Origin of the sequence: Micromonospora sp. NBC_00389, from assembly GCF_036059255.1 — a bacterium.
In the GTDB taxonomy this organism is placed as follows: Bacteria; Actinomycetota; Actinomycetes; order Mycobacteriales; family Micromonosporaceae; genus Micromonospora.
In genome coordinates this window covers 4,583,530-4,600,120 of sequence record NZ_CP107947.1, presented here as the reverse complement: position 1 = coordinate 4,600,120, position 16,591 = coordinate 4,583,530, and the positions used below count along the sequence as shown (strand labels likewise).

The 16,591-nt window shown below is 70.7% G+C and carries 12 protein-coding genes and 1 pseudogene; 9 read left to right on the top strand and 4 right to left on the bottom strand.

The window, feature by feature from the left end:
• Positions 1-423: 423 nt before the first annotated feature.
• Positions 424-991, top strand: a pseudogene (locus OG470_RS37325) (heme-degrading domain-containing protein).
• Positions 992-1,424: 433 nt separating this feature from the next.
• Positions 1,425-1,697 carry an Imm32 family immunity protein gene (locus OG470_RS21950; RefSeq protein WP_328414990.1) on the top strand — a complete coding sequence of 91 codons (273 nt, stop codon included), beginning with the start codon at positions 1,425-1,427 and terminating at the stop codon, positions 1,695-1,697.
• 168 nt (positions 1,698-1,865) lie between these two features.
• Here OG470_RS21950 and OG470_RS21945 read toward each other — a convergent pair whose 3' ends face one another.
• Both OG470_RS21945 and OG470_RS21940 read right to left on the bottom strand, forming a co-directional pair.
• Positions 1,866-3,200 carry an MFS transporter gene (locus OG470_RS21945; RefSeq protein WP_328414988.1) on the bottom strand — a complete coding sequence of 445 codons (1,335 nt, stop codon included), beginning with the start codon at positions 3,198-3,200 and terminating at the stop codon, positions 1,866-1,868.
• A 319-nt stretch (positions 3,201-3,519) separates the two neighbouring features.
• Positions 3,520-4,083, bottom strand: a complete 564-nt coding sequence (locus OG470_RS21940; protein ID WP_328414986.1) for a 4'-phosphopantetheinyl transferase family protein — start codon at positions 4,081-4,083, stop codon at positions 3,520-3,522.
• Between OG470_RS21940 and OG470_RS21935 the strand changes: the two genes are divergently transcribed.
• From OG470_RS21935 to OG470_RS21905, 7 genes are all read left to right on the top strand, one after another.
• Positions 4,062-6,713 (top strand): AMP-binding protein, encoded by a 2,652-nt coding sequence (locus OG470_RS21935; RefSeq protein WP_328414984.1) that lies wholly within the window; start codon positions 4,062-4,064, stop codon positions 6,711-6,713. The genes OG470_RS21940 and OG470_RS21935 overlap by 22 nt on opposite strands.
• Positions 6,692-7,717 (top strand): iron ABC transporter substrate-binding protein, encoded by a 1,026-nt coding sequence (locus OG470_RS21930; protein ID WP_328414983.1) that lies wholly within the window; start codon positions 6,692-6,694, stop codon positions 7,715-7,717. Before OG470_RS21935 ends, OG470_RS21930 begins: the two co-directional genes overlap by 22 nt.
• A complete protein-coding gene (locus tag OG470_RS21925; protein ID WP_328414981.1) occupies positions 7,701-9,302 on the top strand; it encodes an ABC transporter permease in 1,602 nt (533 codons plus the stop codon). Before OG470_RS21930 ends, OG470_RS21925 begins: the two co-directional genes overlap by 17 nt.
• On the top strand, positions 9,299-10,333 hold the full coding sequence (locus OG470_RS21920; RefSeq protein WP_328414979.1) for an ABC transporter ATP-binding protein: 1,035 nt from the start codon (positions 9,299-9,301) through the stop codon (positions 10,331-10,333). Before OG470_RS21925 ends, OG470_RS21920 begins: the two co-directional genes overlap by 4 nt.
• Positions 10,334-10,431: 98 nt before the next feature.
• A complete protein-coding gene (locus OG470_RS21915; protein ID WP_328414977.1) occupies positions 10,432-13,008 on the top strand; it encodes a non-ribosomal peptide synthetase in 2,577 nt (858 codons plus the stop codon).
• A 117-nt stretch (positions 13,009-13,125) separates the two neighbouring features.
• Positions 13,126-14,166 carry an integrase core domain-containing protein gene (locus OG470_RS21910; RefSeq protein ID WP_328414975.1) on the top strand — a complete coding sequence of 347 codons (1,041 nt, stop codon included), beginning with the start codon at positions 13,126-13,128 and terminating at the stop codon, positions 14,164-14,166.
• 134 nt (positions 14,167-14,300) lie between these two features.
• Positions 14,301-14,672 (top strand): hypothetical protein, encoded by a 372-nt coding sequence (locus OG470_RS21905; RefSeq protein WP_328414973.1) that lies wholly within the window; start codon positions 14,301-14,303, stop codon positions 14,670-14,672.
• 12 nt (positions 14,673-14,684) lie between these two features.
• Here the strand turns inward: OG470_RS21905 and OG470_RS21900 are convergent, their stop codons facing one another.
• Positions 14,685-15,368, bottom strand: a complete 684-nt coding sequence (locus tag OG470_RS21900; RefSeq protein WP_328426538.1) for a response regulator transcription factor — start codon at positions 15,366-15,368, stop codon at positions 14,685-14,687.
• 41 nt (positions 15,369-15,409) lie between these two features.
• Complete coding sequence (locus tag OG470_RS21895; protein ID WP_328414972.1) at positions 15,410-16,591, bottom strand: sensor histidine kinase; 1,182 nt, start codon at positions 16,589-16,591, stop codon at positions 15,410-15,412.

The window sequence follows — 16,591 nt, the reverse complement described above, 5'->3', positions numbered from 1 at the left end:
GCTCCCAATGTAAGCCGCATACACAGTGAAGCCCGTTACCGAATACTTCGGCAACGGGCTTCTGACCTGCACAAACTGAGAGTGGGCGATGCTGGTTTCGAACCAGCGACCTCTTCGGTGTGAAGCAGGACGCTGCACCCACTCTGACCTGCAAAAACGAGAAGCAGCAGGTGGCAGCGGGTGCAGTTGAGAGCCGTTGCGTGCTGTTGGATGCAGTTCAACGCCGTTCAGCGCACCCTACTGCTCCCCACGTGCTCCCCGATCCCTGGCGCGGCGACCGCGGCGTCCCCGGTGCCTTGGCGCTTCGCTTCGCCGCGTCTCCCAAGGAACAGCACCGAGGCTGATGTTCACTCAGCGTGACCGATGTCCTGAGACAGCGCGCACGGTCGGCGAAGCGGATGCCGGCATGACCCCGATCTGTTGATGGACGTACGGCACGATGAACGTTCCGCTCGCCGGTTCTTCCTCTGCTTAGATCGTTCTGACGATCGAGGAAGGGAACGGTACGCCGTGACGCCGGAGCTCCAGGAGCAGGAAGAACGCCTCCAGTTCGACCGCTTTGACCATGACGACGCATGGGCCCTGGGAACTCGCCTGGTCGGGCTGGCCAGAGAGCGCGGCCACGCTGTCACCGTCGACATCCGCCTCGGCGACCACCAACTCTTCCACTACGCACTGCACGGCACCTCTGGCGACAACGACGACTGGATCGAACGCAAGATCCGCGTCGTCCGCCGGTTCGGACACAGCTCCTTACCTCGTGGGCCAGACCTACCCGCGCCGCGGCACCACCTTCGAGGAACAATCCCACCTCGAAGCGGCCCTGTACGCCGCGCACGGCGGCTGCTTCCCGATCATCCTCAGGGGCACCAGCCCGGTCGGCACCGTCACCGTCTCAGGACTGCCCCAACTCGACGACCACCGCCTCGTCATCGAGGCCCTCGGGCTCTTCCTGGATTCCAAGGGCTCCGAAAAGGAGGCCGTCGCGTGAACGGCTCTTTCTCCACTTTCGGCTGTCTCACTCTCGGTGGTGACAAAGGGCGACGTCAGCCGAGCAGGATGCGGTGTCGTAGGAGTGGGAAGCCCACACGCCTGGACATCTGACGCTTCACCAACTGGTCTTGGTGTTGGCCCCTCCGATCGTCGCCACGCCACCGCTGCTGACACTTGAGCAAGCAGCGACCAGCGACCACCGCCCGAGACAGCGGACGTCGGCTGCTTACCGTGCGTGACGCGCGGTCTGCGGCAGATCCGGAAAGGCGGTGCCGGCGACGCGAGGGCCGCGAGGTGAGGGACAATGCGCGACGGACGATCACCGGCGCTGCCGTCTTTCCGTCAGCGACGGCGAGCTGGAGCTTGCCGGTCCGCCGGCTTCCCTCCGCGCCCTCGGCCGGCTGCTACGCCAACATCCTGAGCCCTTTGAGGTGGCGATCACCGGCGGGGTCGTCAGTCAAGAGGCGACCGCCGGCCCGCTGCTTGTCAGTCTGCAAGGCGGGACCTCGCTGCATTTCTCCGGTGGTCACGAGTTTCTCGACATCCTCTGGGACGGGCTCGATGGAGTGGCTGAGCAAGCCGAGACCGCCGATGACCGGACAGTCCGCCGGCATCAGCACATCGAGTACCTTCCTGGGGACGACTACCGGTCGCCGGACTCAGTCCCTTTGGTCATCGTGGCCGACTGGCCAGACGCGCCTTAGCAGATAATGCATTGATCTCGGGTTGGGGAGCGCGGAGCGGGGGACGTAGAGGTTCACTCGGTGCGCCGCGACGCGCTCATGCGCCCGACGTGACCCGATCGGGGTCTCGGCGCTTCCGACGACCTGAGATGTGCGGCCTCGCCGTCGACGCCACATGGCCTACCGCCGCTATGGGGCGGTGTGTCTGCGTCTAGCTTCAGAGGCTGGGCGGGCCGTTGCCAGGACGCCCACGAGCACGACCAAGGCGGCGGCCTGCGTGACGGCCACCGCGACCACCAGGCTCGCCAGTGAGAACTCGTACAGACCTCCGGCTGCGGCGCCGCCGGCCAGCGCCCCCGCGCCCTGCACGGCGGCGAAGACCCCGTACGCCGTCGCCCGACGCTCCCGCGGCACGAGATCGGCGACCAGCGCCTTGACCGTGGAGTCCTGCACACCCACGGCCGCACCCCACACCACCACCCCGCCCACCGCCAGCGGCAGACCACCGCCGAACACCAGGGCGGGAACGGCGGCGATCAGCGCCGGCAACGCGAGCAACACCCACGGGCCGGCCCGGTCATAGACCACACCCGTCACCAGGGCGGCGAGCGCGCCCGCGGCCATCGCCGCCGCGTACATCAGCGGCACCGCCGCGGGCGCGACGACGCCCGCGCGTACGAGGTGGAAACCGATCAGCCCGAACGTCACCAGACCCGCCGTGCACAGCGCCATCGCCGCCGCGAACAGGTGGAACCGGGCAGGCAGCGGTCTCCGCCCGGTCACCGGCGTGGATACTGACGCGGTGGCTCGGCCGGCCGCCGGTAAGCCCTCCGCCCGCGCCCGGATGGCGAGGAGCAGCAGCATCGCGACCAGGCCGGGCACGGTCAGGACGGCCAGACCCGGCGTCAGGGACCCCGCCGCCATCGCGACGACCGCCGCGACGAGCAGCGGGCCCGCGAAAGCGCCGACCTGATCCAACGCCTTGTGTACGCCCAACCCCCGACCCAGGCCGACGCGGCTGGCGGCGTCGGCCAGGAGCGCCGACTTCGCCGGACTACGGATCGCCTTGCCCAGCCTCTCGGCGAGGATCAACGCGGCGGCGACAGCCAGGCCGGCGCCGCCCAACAGAGGGGTAACAGCAAGCAGCGGCACGCAGACCGCAGTCAGCCCGTACCCGAGGATCGTCAGCCACCAGTACCGGCGGGTCCGGTCCGCCAGCGGCCCGGACACCAGCCGCAGCAGCAGCGCCGCCGCCTCACCAGCGCCGGTGACCAAGCCGACGACGACCGCCGAGGCGCCCAGCGAGGCCAGCAGCGGCCCATAGACCGAGCGAGCACCCTCGTACGCCATGTCCGCAGCCAGGCTCACCACACCGAAGCCGACGACCACCCGCCACGCCGACCCACCACCCCCGGCCAGACCTACGCTGGAGGGCGGGCAGTCGATCGCCGGCAGTCTGCCCGTGGCACCGCCCGCCGTTCCCACATCGGCGACGTCGTCCACACGATCCGCTCTCGGAGGCATGCCGGACATTATCCGCAGCGCTCCCCCCGGGGCAGCAGACCGGCAGCGGGTACAGCACCCGCGCACCGCATCGGTCGTAGAAGTGCCCGTTGGCCAACGCGGGACCGCCACCGCCCCGGGATACCGGATTGGAATCGCCGCGACAGAGATCAGCCCGGTCTGGCTGCGTTGTAACAAGATCAGCGGGAACCGGCCTTGTCACGATCCGTGCCGCCACCGCTCGCCGACTCTGCCATCCAGCGCCCGGTTGAGAAGGTCGTTGGAGATGAACGAGCGCCCCGATCGGTCACTTATGCCGCCGTCCGGGGTCGGGTTGCCATCATGTATACGGCGGCAGCAGGGTCGTCGCGTCGACCACCTCGACCGTGGCCGCGGCCCGGTTGGTAGCCAAGGTCAGCACGTGCCGAGGCGCCGGGGGCGGCAGCCGGTGGAGTGTCAGGCCCGATCCGCCACCGGCTTTGAACTGGGCTTCTGCGATTGTCCAGGCGACTACCTCCCGCACCGGCCGATCACCGGTCCGCTCGACGTCGATCCCGACCCGCCCGCCGCCGGGCAGGGCGGCAACGGTCACCACCGCGCCGCTGTGCGACACGGACATCTCCAATGTCGTGCCGGGCAGCCTCGGCTGGCCGTGCCAGCGGGCGCATTGCGAGCACGTACGGTCCACCGTCACCGCCTCAGTCGGGAGGTCGAGCATTGAGCCGGTGACGGTGCGCAGCAGCGCCGCTCCGAGCATGAACCGAGCGCGATCCGCCTCAGCTACGGTGCGATTCACGCGCTGCCGCTCACGGTGGTCGAGCAGGTCCAGCAATCCGACGTGCGCCCTCGTCAAACCCACGGTAAACACCGTGATCTTGCTCGTTGTCGACGGTTGGACAGCCACACTTGATTAGGTTAGCCTCACCTACCGTGTCTCTGCTGGATCCCCGGCGGGTACGCGCCGCCGTCCCGGTATCCGACACGGCCGACGCGCACCGCCCTGCCCTGATCGACTCCGCCGGCCTTCTCAGTTACGGGGAACTGGCCGATCGGGTGGCTGCGCTCGCGGCCAGCCTGCCGTCAGCACAGGCTGGTCGGCGGCTCGTGCACGTGCCGCTGGCCCCGCATCGCGACCTGGTCCTCGGCTATCTGGCGGTGCTGTCGGCCGGGCACGTGGCACTGATCACCCCGCCTGATCATCAGTCGATCACCGCGGTCTACCAGCCCGACCTGTGGCTCCATCCGGATGGCACCTTCGCGACCGCAACGCCGAGCAGCGACACCTATGAACCGCGGCACCTCCTGCATCCGGATCTGGCGCTGCTGCTCAGTACGTCGGGCAGCACCGGATCACCCAAGCTGGTTCGGCTCAGCCACAGCAACGTGCTCAGCAACGCCGAGGCGATCGCGGCCGCGCTGTCGATTACACCGGCCGACCGTGCGATCACCTCGCTACCACTGCATTACTGCTTCGGGCTGTCGGTGCTGCACGCCCAACTCCGCGCCGGTGCCACCACAGTGCTGCGGCCCGGGTCGGTGGCCGACCCCGGCTTCGCCGACGATCTGCGCCGCGACCGGGTGACCGTGGTCGCCGCCACGCCGCACGTGGTGGATCTGCTCGACGTCCAGGGCGTGCTGGATCATCTGCCTTCGCTCCGGTTGCTCGCCCAGGCCGGCGGCGCGTTGCCGCCCGCGCGGGTGCGAGAGCTCGCCGCTCGGGGTCACGCGGCCGGCTGGGGAATGGCGGTGATGTACGGCCAGACCGAGGCGACCGCGCGGATGGCCGTGTTGCCACCCGAGTTGTCGGAGCGATACCCCGATGCGGTGGGATGGCCGATCGTCGGGTCGGCGTTCCGGCTCGACGCGGCCGGAATCGACGAAGCGGTGGGTTCACCCGACGGCCCGGTCGGCGAGCTCGTGTTCACGGGTCCGGGCGTCATGCTCGGGTACGCCGAGCAGCCCGACGACCTGGCCCTGGGTCGGATGCACACCGAGCTTCGGACCGGCGACCTGGCGCGGATCGACGCGGACGGGCTGGTCCGGATCGTCGGACGGCGGTCCGATTTCGTGAAGATCATGGGAATCCGGATCGACCTCGGCCAGGTCGAGCGCTCCCTGCGCGGCCAGGGGCTGCAGTCCTGCGTCACCGGCCGCGACGACCAGCTTCAGGTCACCTATCGGCGCTGCGAGCAGTCCCCCGACGAGGTTCGTGACCAGGCCGCCCAGGTCTCCGGTCTCAGCCGGTCGGTGATCTCGGTCCGCGCGGTCGACGACCTCCCGCTGTTGCCAAACGGCAAACTCGACCGCCGGGGCAGCGCCGACCTACACGTCACCGAGACCTCCGGCCAGAACGCAGAGACCGCCGCCGCGGTGGTCGCCGTACTGGAGCCGCTCGTCGGCCGCGGTGGCGTCGACCCCGATCGGTCGTTCGTCGAGCTCGGCGGGGACTCCTTCAGCCACGTCGTGGCGTCCGTCGGCCTGACGCGGTTGCTCGGTGATCTGCCGTCCGACTGGCACCACCGGCCGGTGCGCGACCTGGTCGCGCTCGCCGACCGGCTGCCACGTTCCCGGTGGCGTCACCCGCTGGTGCGGCGGGTCGAGACGACCGTCGTCCTGCGCGGCGTGGCCGTGGTGGCGATCTGCGGCAGTCATGTCGGCCTGTTCCGGCTGCCCGGCGGAGCGCACATCCTGCTCGCGGTCGCCGGCTTCCTGTTCGCCCGGTACGTCCTCTCCTCGCCGACGACGGCGGAGCGCCTGCGGCGGACCGCCCGGATCGCGGTCGGGGTGGTCGTCCCGGCGGTGACCGTCGCGGCGGTGATGCTGTTCGGGTTCGGAACGGTCCACTGGTCGAACGTCGCGCTGGTGCACTGGCTCGCCCGGCCGCGGGACATCAACGACTTCTGGTTCGTCGAGGCCTACCTGGTGATCATGGTCGCCACGGTCGCGGTGCTGGCTGTTCCGTGGCTGCGGGCCGCCTACGGCGCCGACGCCTGGCGTACCGCGATGGGCGCCGTGGCCGTGCTGCTGGTGCCTCGCTATCTGGTGCTCGCGTTGTACGACGGCCCGCTGCGTGGTCTCCCCGGCACGGTGGCGTGGCTGTTCCTGTCGGGAGTCGCGATGGCGGCGGCCGACAGCCGGCGGCGCCGACTCGTCACGACAGCGGTCGCCGCAGGCGCCGCCTTTGGCTTCTTCGCCGGGGACCCCGCACGCAACCTGACCATCATGGGCGGGCTCACGTTGCTGGCGCTCGTGCCCGTGCTACCGGTGCCGCGGCTGCTCGTCCGTCCGCTCGGCGCACTGGCGGCCGCCTCGCTGCACATCTACCTCGTGCAGTTCCAGGTGTTCGCGTTCTTCGGCTCTCCGATCATCCAGTTCGCGGCCGCGATCGCCGCCGGCCTGGGGTTCTGTGCGGTCGGTAAGCACGTCCTGCGCCGGCGGCTGTCGCCTCCGCCTCCGGCCGCAGTCATCCGTCGCCACGTGGCGGCGAAGCAATTCGTGAGAGAGGACATGACATGCGTCGACGCACGTTCCTGACCGGCCTGGGCGCCATCGGGGCGGTGGGCCTGGTGGGGTGCGGGTCGAAATCCGAGGACGGGTACGAGGCCGACCCCGCTTCGCTGCAGGTCTACTCCGCGCAGCACGAGAACCTCACCAAGGCGTGGGCCGAGGCGTTCACCTCGGCGACCGGCATCAAGGTGCAGGTCCGCAAGGGCTCCGACGCCTCGATGGGTCATCAGATCGTGGCCGAGGGCTCCGCGTCGCCGGCCGACGTGTTCCTCACCGAGAACAGTCCGGCGATGACGCTGGTCGAGCGGAACAAGCTGCTCGCCCCGCTGGACGAGGCGACCCGGCGGCAGGTGCCGGCCCACCTGACTCCGTCGTCGAAGTCGTGGACCTCGATCGCCGCCCGGTCCACCGTGCTGGTCTACAACACCGCCAAACTCGACAAGGCCGACCTGCCGAAGTCGCTGATGGATCTCGCCGCCCCGCAATGGAAGGACCGCTGGGGGTGTGCCCCCGGTGGCGCGGACTTCCAGGCCATCGTCGCGGGCATGCTCGCCGGTCAGGGCGAGCAGAAGACCACTGATTGGCTGAAGGGTCTGAAGTCCAACGCCCGGGTGCTGCAGAACAACATCGCCACCATGAAGTCGGTCAATGCCGGTGAGATCGAGTGCGGCGTGATCTACCACTACTACTGGTATCGGGACCAGGCCGGCACCAAGGAAGGCAGCGCCAACACGGCCCTGCACTACTTCCGCAACCAGGACCCCGGCGCGTTCGTGTCGCTGTCCGGAGGCGCTGTGCTGGCCGGGACGAAGAAGCCGACCGAGGCCCACAAGTTCCTGACCTTCATCACCAGCAAGGCCGGGCAGCAGGTGCTGGTCGACTCCCAGTCGATGGAGTACGCCGTGGGCAGCGGTGTCGCCTCGGCGCCCGCGCTGCCGCCGTTGAACAGCCTGCAGGCGCCGCCGGTCGACCCCTTCACGCTCAACTCCGACAAGGTGAATGAACTGATGACCGATGTCGGCATCCTCTGACCTTCGCGAGTCGCCCGCCGCCGCGTACGACGAACCGGTAGCGCCCCGGCCAGTCGTACGCACCCGCCGGTCCGCCCGGATGCCGTGGATTGTCGTGGCGGCCGCGGGCCTGGTCGCGGCCGTGATGGTCCTGCCGGTCCTGGTCGTGATCAGTCAGGCTTCTGCCGCGGGCGACGAGGCGTCGAGGCTGCTGCTGCGGCCGAGGACGGCCGAACTGCTCGGCAACACCATGCTCCTGGTCCTGCTGACCGTTCCGATCACCGTGCTGCTGGGCTGTGGTGCGGCCTGGCTGGTGGAGCGAACGACCCTGCCGGGCGCCGGCACATGGCGCACGCTGCTCCTGGCACCGCTCGCCATCCCGGCCTTCGTCAGCAGCTACGCCTGGACATCGGTGCTGCCGGAGGTCCAGGGACTGGGTGGCGCGGTGTTCATCACCGCCCTGGCCTACTATCCGTTCGTCTTCCTGCCGGCCGCGGCCTTGCTGCGGGCGCTCGACCAGGGGCACCTGGATGCCGCGCGGTCGCTTGGCGCATCCAGTCTGGGAGCGGTACTGCGGGTGGCGATGCCGCAGTTGCGACCGGCCATCACCGGCGGTGCGCTGCTGGTGGCCCTGCACCTGCTGGCCGAGTTCGGCGTCCTGCAGATGATGCGGTTCCCCACCTTCACCACCGCGATCCTCCAGCAGTTCTCGGTCGGGTTCAGCAACGCCGCCGGCAGTCTGCTGGCCGCCGTACTGGTGGTGCTCTGCATCGGCCTGCTGACCCTCGAGGTGCCGCTGCGCGGCCGCGCACGGATCGCCCGGATGGGCGCCGGCGCCCGGCAGCGTCCCGTCGCGTACCGCCTGGGCGCGTGGACCGTCCCCGCGTCCGCTGCACTCGCCGCACTGGTCGGCCTGGCGCTGCTGGTTCCGCTGGTGCTGGTGCTGCGGTGGCTGGTGCGGGCGATCACGTCCGGCGCGGTGGTCGTTGGCCCGCTGCTCGCGGCGACGGGTTCGACGGTCGGCCTCGCGGTGCTGGCGGGCCTGGCGGCGTCGGTCGCCGCGCTGCCCGCCGCGTGGCTGCTGCACCGGTACCCGTCTAGAGTGGCGACCGCGCTGGAGCGGGTGACCTACCTGGCGAGCGCACTTCCCGGGGTGGTGATCGGGCTGGCGCTGGTGACGCTGGCGGTCCAGTGGGCCCGTCCGGTCTACCAGAGCGCCGCACTCGCGGTGCTGGCCTACACGGTGCTCTTCATGCCACGCGCCATGGTCGCCTGGCGAGCCGGCTTGGCCGCGGCTCCACCCGAACTCCTCGAGGCAGCACGTTCGCTGGGGCTGTCCGGTCTCCGTACCCTCATCCGGGTGGTCCTTCCGCTGGTGTTGCCATCGGCGCTGACCGGATTCGTGCTGGTCTTCCTCGCGGCGTCGACCGAACTCACCGCGACCCTCCTCCTCGCCCCGACCGGCACCGAGACGCTGGCCACCGCGTTCTGGTCGGCCAGCGACGAGTTGGACTACGTGGCGAGCGCCCCTTACGCTGCGGCGATGATCGCCCTGTCCGCCCCGCTCACCATCCTGCTGCGCCGGCAGATCCTGGACCAGCGATGAGCGGTGCGGGCATCTCCATCACCGGGCTCACTGTCGGCTACGGCGGCCCGCCGGTACTTGACCAAGTCGACCTGCAGGTGCCCGCGGGCGGCATCACCGCGGTGCTCGGTCCCTCCGGCAGCGGCAAGACCACGCTGCTGCGGGCGATCGCCGGTTTCATCCGGCCCGACCACGGGCGAATCGAGGTACGCGGCGAGGTGCTTACCGACGGACCGGCGTTGGTGGCTCCGGAGCGGCGCGGCATCGGTTACGTCCGACAGGACGGCGCACTCTTCCCGCACCTCGACGTCGCCGGCAACATCACCTTCGGGCTGCCGCGGGCCGAACGGCGTCGAGCGGCCCAGGTTGAGCCGTTGCTCGAGCTCGTCGGCCTGTCACCGAGCCTGGCCCGCCGCCGGCCGGACGAGCTGTCCGGCGGGCAACAGCAGCGGGTCGCACTCGCCCGGGCCCTGGCCCGTGAACCATCCGTGGTCCTGCTCGACGAGCCGTTCTCATCGCTCGACACCGCACTGCGCGCCGCAACCCGCGAAGCCACCCGGGCCGCTCTCGCCGCGCGAGGGGCAACCACCGTGCTCGTGACACACGACCAAGCCGAGGCGCTGTCGTTCGCCGACCAGGTGGCCGTTATGTTCGACGGCCGGTTCGCCCAGATCGACAGCCCGGCCGGCGTGTACGGCGCACCGGCCACGCCCGAGGTCGGCCGGTTCCTCGGTGACGCGATGCTCCTCAGTGGACACGCCGTCGGCCGGACCGTATCCTGCTGCCTGGGCCAGCTCGACCTGGCCGAGCCAGCCACCGGCGACGTACTCGTGATGGTCCGACCCGAGCAACTCGTGCTGGGCGAGCCGTCCGAAACCACGGCCTTGGTCTCGTCGGTGACCTACCAGGGCGCCGACGCGATGGTCCGCCTGGATCTGATCGACCAGACCAGCCGCCTGGTGGCGCGCGTCCCCGGCGATAGGGCCCCTCGCCCAGGCGACAAGGTGAGTATCGCCGCACCCGCACCCGTCCGGTCATTCCCTCGACGCTGACTCGTCCGACGGTGCTACGGCGGGTCCCCCGCCTTCCAAGAGATGACGCAGGCCACCTCCGCTTTCTTCTTAGGTGAGGCTGCCCTAATCTGTCGGCCATGCGCGTCCTCCCCGACATCGGGCCGGCGCTGTTCGTCCGTGCCCTGGCGGGGCACGGCGACCGGCCGGCTGTGATCACCGCCGACGGCCGGCTGAGCTACGCCGAGCTCGCCGCGCGAGTCGGCTCGTTGGCCGCCCGGCTCGGCACGACCCGCCGGCTGGTGCTGCTTGCCGGCGCGAACCGGGTCGACGAGCTGGTCGCGTACCTGGCGGCGCTGGCCGGCGGGCATCCCCTGCTGCTGGTGCCCGGCGACCACAACCCCGCCACCACAGAGCTGACCCGCGCGTACGACCCGGACGTGGTGATCCGCCGCGTGGACGGGCAGCTCGTGGTGGACGAGCGGCGCCCGGGCACCAGGCACGAGCTGCACCCCGACCTGGCGCTGCTGCTCAGCACCTCCGGGTCGACCGGCTCACCCAAGCTGGTCCGGCTCTCGTCGGCGAACCTTCAGGCCAACGCCGAGGCGATCGCCGAGTACCTGGACATCCGCGACACCGACCGGGCCGCCACCACGCTGCCGCTGCACTACTGCTACGGCCTGTCGGTGGTGAACAGCCACCTGCTGCGCGGGGCGGCGCTCATCCTCACCGGGCTCTCGGTCACCGACCGCTGCTTCTGGGAGCTGTTCCGGGCCGAGCGCGGCACCAGCCTGGCGGGTGTGCCGTACACCTTCGACCTGCTGGACCGGGTCGGCTTCGACCGGATGCGCCTGCCCCACCTGCGTTACGTCACCCAGGCCGGGGGCCGGCTCGACCCGGAGCGGGTGGCCCGGTACGCCGCCCTCGGCCGCCGCCAGGGCTGGCGGTTCTTCGTTATGTACGGCCAGACCGAGGCCACCGCCCGGATGGCGTACCTGCCGCCGGAGCTGGCCGAGCGCCGGCCGGAGGCGATCGGTGTGCCGATCCCGGGCGGGGCCTTCCGGCTGCGCGCGCTGCCGGACCGGCCCGAGCCGGACACGGGCGAGCTGGTCTACGCCGGGCCAAACGTGATGCTGGGCTACGCGCAACGGCCGAGCGACCTGGCGCTGGGGCGCACCGTCGAGAAGCTGCCCACCGGGGACGTCGCCCGGCGTGGACCGGACGGGCTCTACGAGATCGTCGGGCGGACCGCGGACTTCGTAAAGATCTTCGGCCTACGGGTCGATCCGCGACGGGTGGAGGATCGACTCCGGGTGGCGGGCGTCGAGGCGTACTGCGTCGGGACGGATTGCGAGCTGGTGGTGGCGGCGGCCGGCGGTCACCGGCCCGAGCGGGTACGGCGCCTGGCCGCCGCCGCGGCGGGGCTGCCCGCCCGGGTGGTCCGGGTGCACCTGCTGGCCGAGCTGCCCCGGCTCGGCAACGGCAAGCCGGACCTGGCGGCGGTCCAGGCCCTCACCACCGCTCCTCCGCCGGTCTCCGCCGTGGACGCGCCCGGCGTGGGGACCGAGCAGCTCTGCCGGCTCTACGCCGACCTGCTCGACCAGCCCGGCGTCAGCGCTGACGACAGCTTCGTCGACCTGGGCGGCGATTCCCTGTCGTACGTCGAGATGTCGGTCCGCCTCGAACAACTCCTCGGCGGCCTGCCCGCCGACTGGCACATCACGCCGATCCAGGAGCTGGCCCGACCCGCGCCGGCCCGCCCGACTCGGCGCCGCGTGCTGGAGACCAGCGTGGCCCTGCGGGCGCTGGCGATCGTGGTCATCGTCGGCTCGCACATTCCCGTCTTCACCGTCAAGGGCGGGGCGCACCTGCTGCTCGCCGTAGCGGGGTTCAACTTCGCCCGGTTCCAGCTCACCACCGCGGCCCGGCGGGAGCGGGTACGCGCCGTCGTACGTTCGGTCGGCCGGATCATGCTGCCGTCGGTGGCCTTCATCGCCCTGGCCGGGGCGGTCACCGGCGACTACACGCTGACCAACGTGCTGCTGCTCAACAGCGTCCTCGGCCCGCACGACGGCGCCACGGAGTGGCAGTTCTGGTTCATCGAGGCGCTGGTCCACATCCTGCTGGCGACGACCGCGCTGATCGCCGTGCCGGCCGTGGACCGGATCGAACGGCGGTACCCGTTCGGCCTGCCGCTGGCGCTCGCTGCCCTCGGCCTGATCACCCGGTACGACCTGCCCGGCCTCGCCACGTTCGGCTACGTCCCGTCGGCCCTGGTGGTGTGCTGGCTCTTCGCGCTCGGCTGGGCCGCAGCCCGCGCCGCCCGGACCGCCCAGCGGGTGGCTGTCACCGCCGCGGCGGCGCTCACGGTGCCGGGCCTGTTCGGCGAACCGTTCCGCGAGGCGTTCATCGTCGCCGGCTTCGCCCTGCTGGTCTGGGTGCCGCGGCTGCCGAGCCGGCCGGCCATCAATCGGGCGGCCGCCGTACTGGCCGCCAGCTCACTCTGGATCTACCTCACCCACTGGCAGGTGATGCCGGTCATCGGCCCCTGGTCGCGGTCGGCGGCGCTGGCCGTATCCCTGGCCGTTGGCATCGCGTGCGCGGTACTCGCCCGGCGGCTGGCGCGGTTCGTAACAGCGGCAAAGGTCAGTGCGCAGAAGGGTCAGGAGCACCCCTCAAGCCGCCTTGGTGGCAGCCCCGATCACGTGACGCGATAGCAACAGGCGGAGGACTGTCCTGCCGTGCGCTGGTCAGCCTGTGGGGTACCAAAACTGGGCCAAGGTCGCTGAACTGGGTGAACGCGATGCCCGGCGTCGTGGGCGATGATCGTGATCGTGGGGTTTCGTCTGCTGTATCTCGTAGTCTGCCGGGTCGCCGGTTGGCTGATCCTGTTCACCCGGACACCGTCGGCCAAGGAGGTGGAGATCCTTGTCCTGCGCCACGAGAACACGGTCCTGCGACGGCAGCATCCGAAGCCACGACTGAACTGGGCGGATCGAGCTGTCCTCGCGGCCTTGATCCGGCACCTGCCCCGGGTGTTGCGGGCGCACCGGCTCGTCACTCCGGCCACGGTTCTGGCCTGGCATCGCCGGCTTGTGGCCCGCCACTGGACCTACCCGCAACGGGCCGGTCGACCGCCAACCGACCCGACGGTCGTAGCACTGGTGGAGCACCTTGCCAGGGACAATCCAGGCTGGGGCTACCAAAGAATCCGAGGCGAATTGCGCGGCCTCGGCCACCGCCTCGGCGCCTCCACGATCCGCCGGATCCTTGCCCGTGCGGGCATCCCCGCAGCGCCGGTCCGTCACGACGGCACCACCTGGCGTCAATGCCTGCGCACACAGGCCGCAACGACGCTGGCGTGCGACTTCTTCCATGTGGACTGCGCGGTGACGCTCCGCCGGGTGTATGTGTTCTTCGTAATCGAGGTCGGCACCCGCTACGTGCACATCCTGGGCGTCACCGCCAACCCTGACGGGGCCTGGACCACGCAACAGGCCAGGAATCTGCTCATCGACCTGGGCGACCGCACCGACCGTTTCAAGGTTCTGATCCGGGACCGGGCCGGGCAGTTCACCACCGCCTTCGACGCTGTCCTCGCCGATGCTGGGATCACCGCATGCAAGATCCCGCCGCGCAGCCCGAGGGCGAACGCCTATGCGGAACGGTTCGTGCGTACCGTCCGCTCGGAGGTGACCGATCGGATGCTCATCACCGGTGCAGAGCACTTGCGCCGCGTCCCCGGCGAATACGCCCGGCACTACAACGGGCGGCGGCCACACCGGGCGCTGGACCTGCGACCACCACGCCCGGATCGGCCCATCACCGACCTGGGCCCGAACGGATCAAGCGCCGACCGGTCCTCGGCGGCTTGATCAACGAGTACGATCGAGCCGCGTAGAAGCCCTGATCAGCACCTGGCAACACGGTTTCGGCACCCCACAGGCTAGCCGGGCCGCACAGAACCGAACCTCAGAGGCCAAAACCGGGTTTCCGAGCGGTACAGGCGGTGGCGGTGGCGGGCAGTTCGGTGATTTCTCGCCTGCGCCGTCTCGCGCCGGTGGTATCCCGTGCCGGCGGCGCGGTCGTGCTGCTGGCCGGCGGGTACGTCGCCTACTACGGCCGGTATGAGCTGCGCCTGCTGCGTGGGCGCGACGTCGCGGACCCGGTTATCGCCGCCGTCGTCACGCTGCAGGGGTGGCTTGCCGATGGCGTCGACCAGCTCGGCGCGATCGCCGTCGCCGTCGCGTTCACGGCGGTCCTCACCGGCGCCGTGATTCTCGCCTGGCGGGCCCGGAGCGTTGTCAGGGGCGGCACGACGGCTGGTCCGGTCGACACTGAGCCGAGTGCCACCCACGTCGAGCGATCTCACGATGGGTGATCTGGTCCGAGGTCAGGGCAGTGGGCCGGGCGTGACCAGCCCGGTCTGGTAGGCGATGACGACGAGTTGGGCGCGGTCGCGGGCCCCGAGTTTGACCATGGCGCGGCTGACGTGGGTGCGGGCGGTGGCCGAGCTAAGAGTCAGCGTGGCGGCGATCTCGTCGTTGCTCAGGCCCTGTCCGACCAGGGCGAGGACCTCCCGTTCGCGGTGGGTGAGCACGGCCAGACGGTGTTCGGCCGTGTAGTGGGCGGTGCGGGCGGCGGTGAACTGGGCGATAAGTCGGCGGGTGATCCTGGGGGCGAGCAGCGCGTCGCCGGCGGCGATGACGCGGATGGCGTGCAGCAGCTCGGCCGGGCCGGCGTCTTTGAGCAGGAAGCCGCTGGCACCGGCGGCCAGGGCGTCGTAGACGTAGGCGTCGGTGTCGTAGGTGGTCAGGATCAGGATGCGGACGGTCTGCAGGCCGCGGGTGGTGGCGATCTGCCGGGTGGCGTCGATGCCGTCCAGGACGGGCATGCGGATATCCATGAGCACCACGTGGGGCCGGTGGGCGCGGGCCAGTGTGACGGCCTCGGCGCCGGTGGCGGCCTCGCCGACGACGGTGATGTCGGCTTCGGCGTCGAGGAGCATCTTGAAACCGGAGCGGACCAGGGCCTGGTCGTCGGCGAGCAGCACCGTGATCGCCTGGCCCGCGGGCACGACGGGTGGCGAGTTCGGCTCGGCGGGGTGAGCGGGCGGGGTCACCGGTGTGCCGCCTGGTCGGGCGCCAGCGGCAGGTCGGCGGTGACCTCGAACCCGCCACCGGGGCAGGGTGCCGCAGTGAGGCGGCCACCGAGCAGCGCGGCCCGTTCGCGCATCCCGACGATTCCCCGCCCGTCGGCGCTGCTCCGTGGGCCAGGGCCGTCGTCGGTGACCCGGATCAGCAGGTCGCTGTCGCGGTAGGCGAGCCCGATGGTGACGTGGGCGGGGCCGGCGTGGCGGATCGCGTTGGTGACCGATTCCTGCAGGATGCGGTAGGCGGTGTGGTCCACGGCGCTGGGCAGCTCACGAGGCGGGCCGTGCACGTCAACGGTGACATCGAGGCCGGCGTCGCGGGCCATCGCGGTGAGCTGGTCGAGCTGGCCCAAACCTGGGGTGGGGCTACGGTCGTCGTCGCCGTCGCGGAGCATGCCGAGGGTGGTGCGCAGCTCATGCAGGGCCTGGGCGCTGGTCTGCTCGATCGTGACCAGCGTGTCGCGGGCCTGCTCGGGGTGTCTGTCGAGCATGTGTGCGGTGACCCCGGCGTGCACGTTGATGACGGCGAGGGAGTGCGCGACGGTGTCGTGGACGTCGCGGGCGATGCGCAGCCGTTCGGCGTCCACCCGCTGGCGGGCCTCGGTCTCCTTGGTGCGTTCGGCCCGCTCGGCCCGCTCGATGGCCTCCTCGGCGATGACCCGCCGGGTGCGGACCGACTCGCCGAGCGCCGCGGCCATGACGGCGGCCCCGATCCGGAAGAACACCCAGCCAGCCGCGCTCAGCGGGCTCAGGTCCGCGGTGAGCAGCCACACCACACTCAGCCCCGCGAGCGTGGCCGTGATGATCTGTAGTGACCGGTGCCCGTCGCCGTACGCGGCCAGGCTGTACGCGGCGATGAACAGGCTGACCCAGCCGGGCCCGTCGGGGTAGCCGGCCAGGTAGTACCCGACGCTGGCCGCCGCCAGGGCGGCGAACACCACGACCGGGAAACGCCGCCGGGCCAACAGGACCAGACCGGTGCCGGCCAGCAACAGGTAGCCGACCTGGTGCGGCTGCGCCAGCGATCGGGCCGGGTCGCCGACGGCGACCAGCAGGGTGCCGCGGATCTGGAAGTACGCGACGAAGACCGCGAGGAGGATGTCCTGCACCATCGCGGGCAGGCGCAGCCGGGTGACAATGCCGCCCAT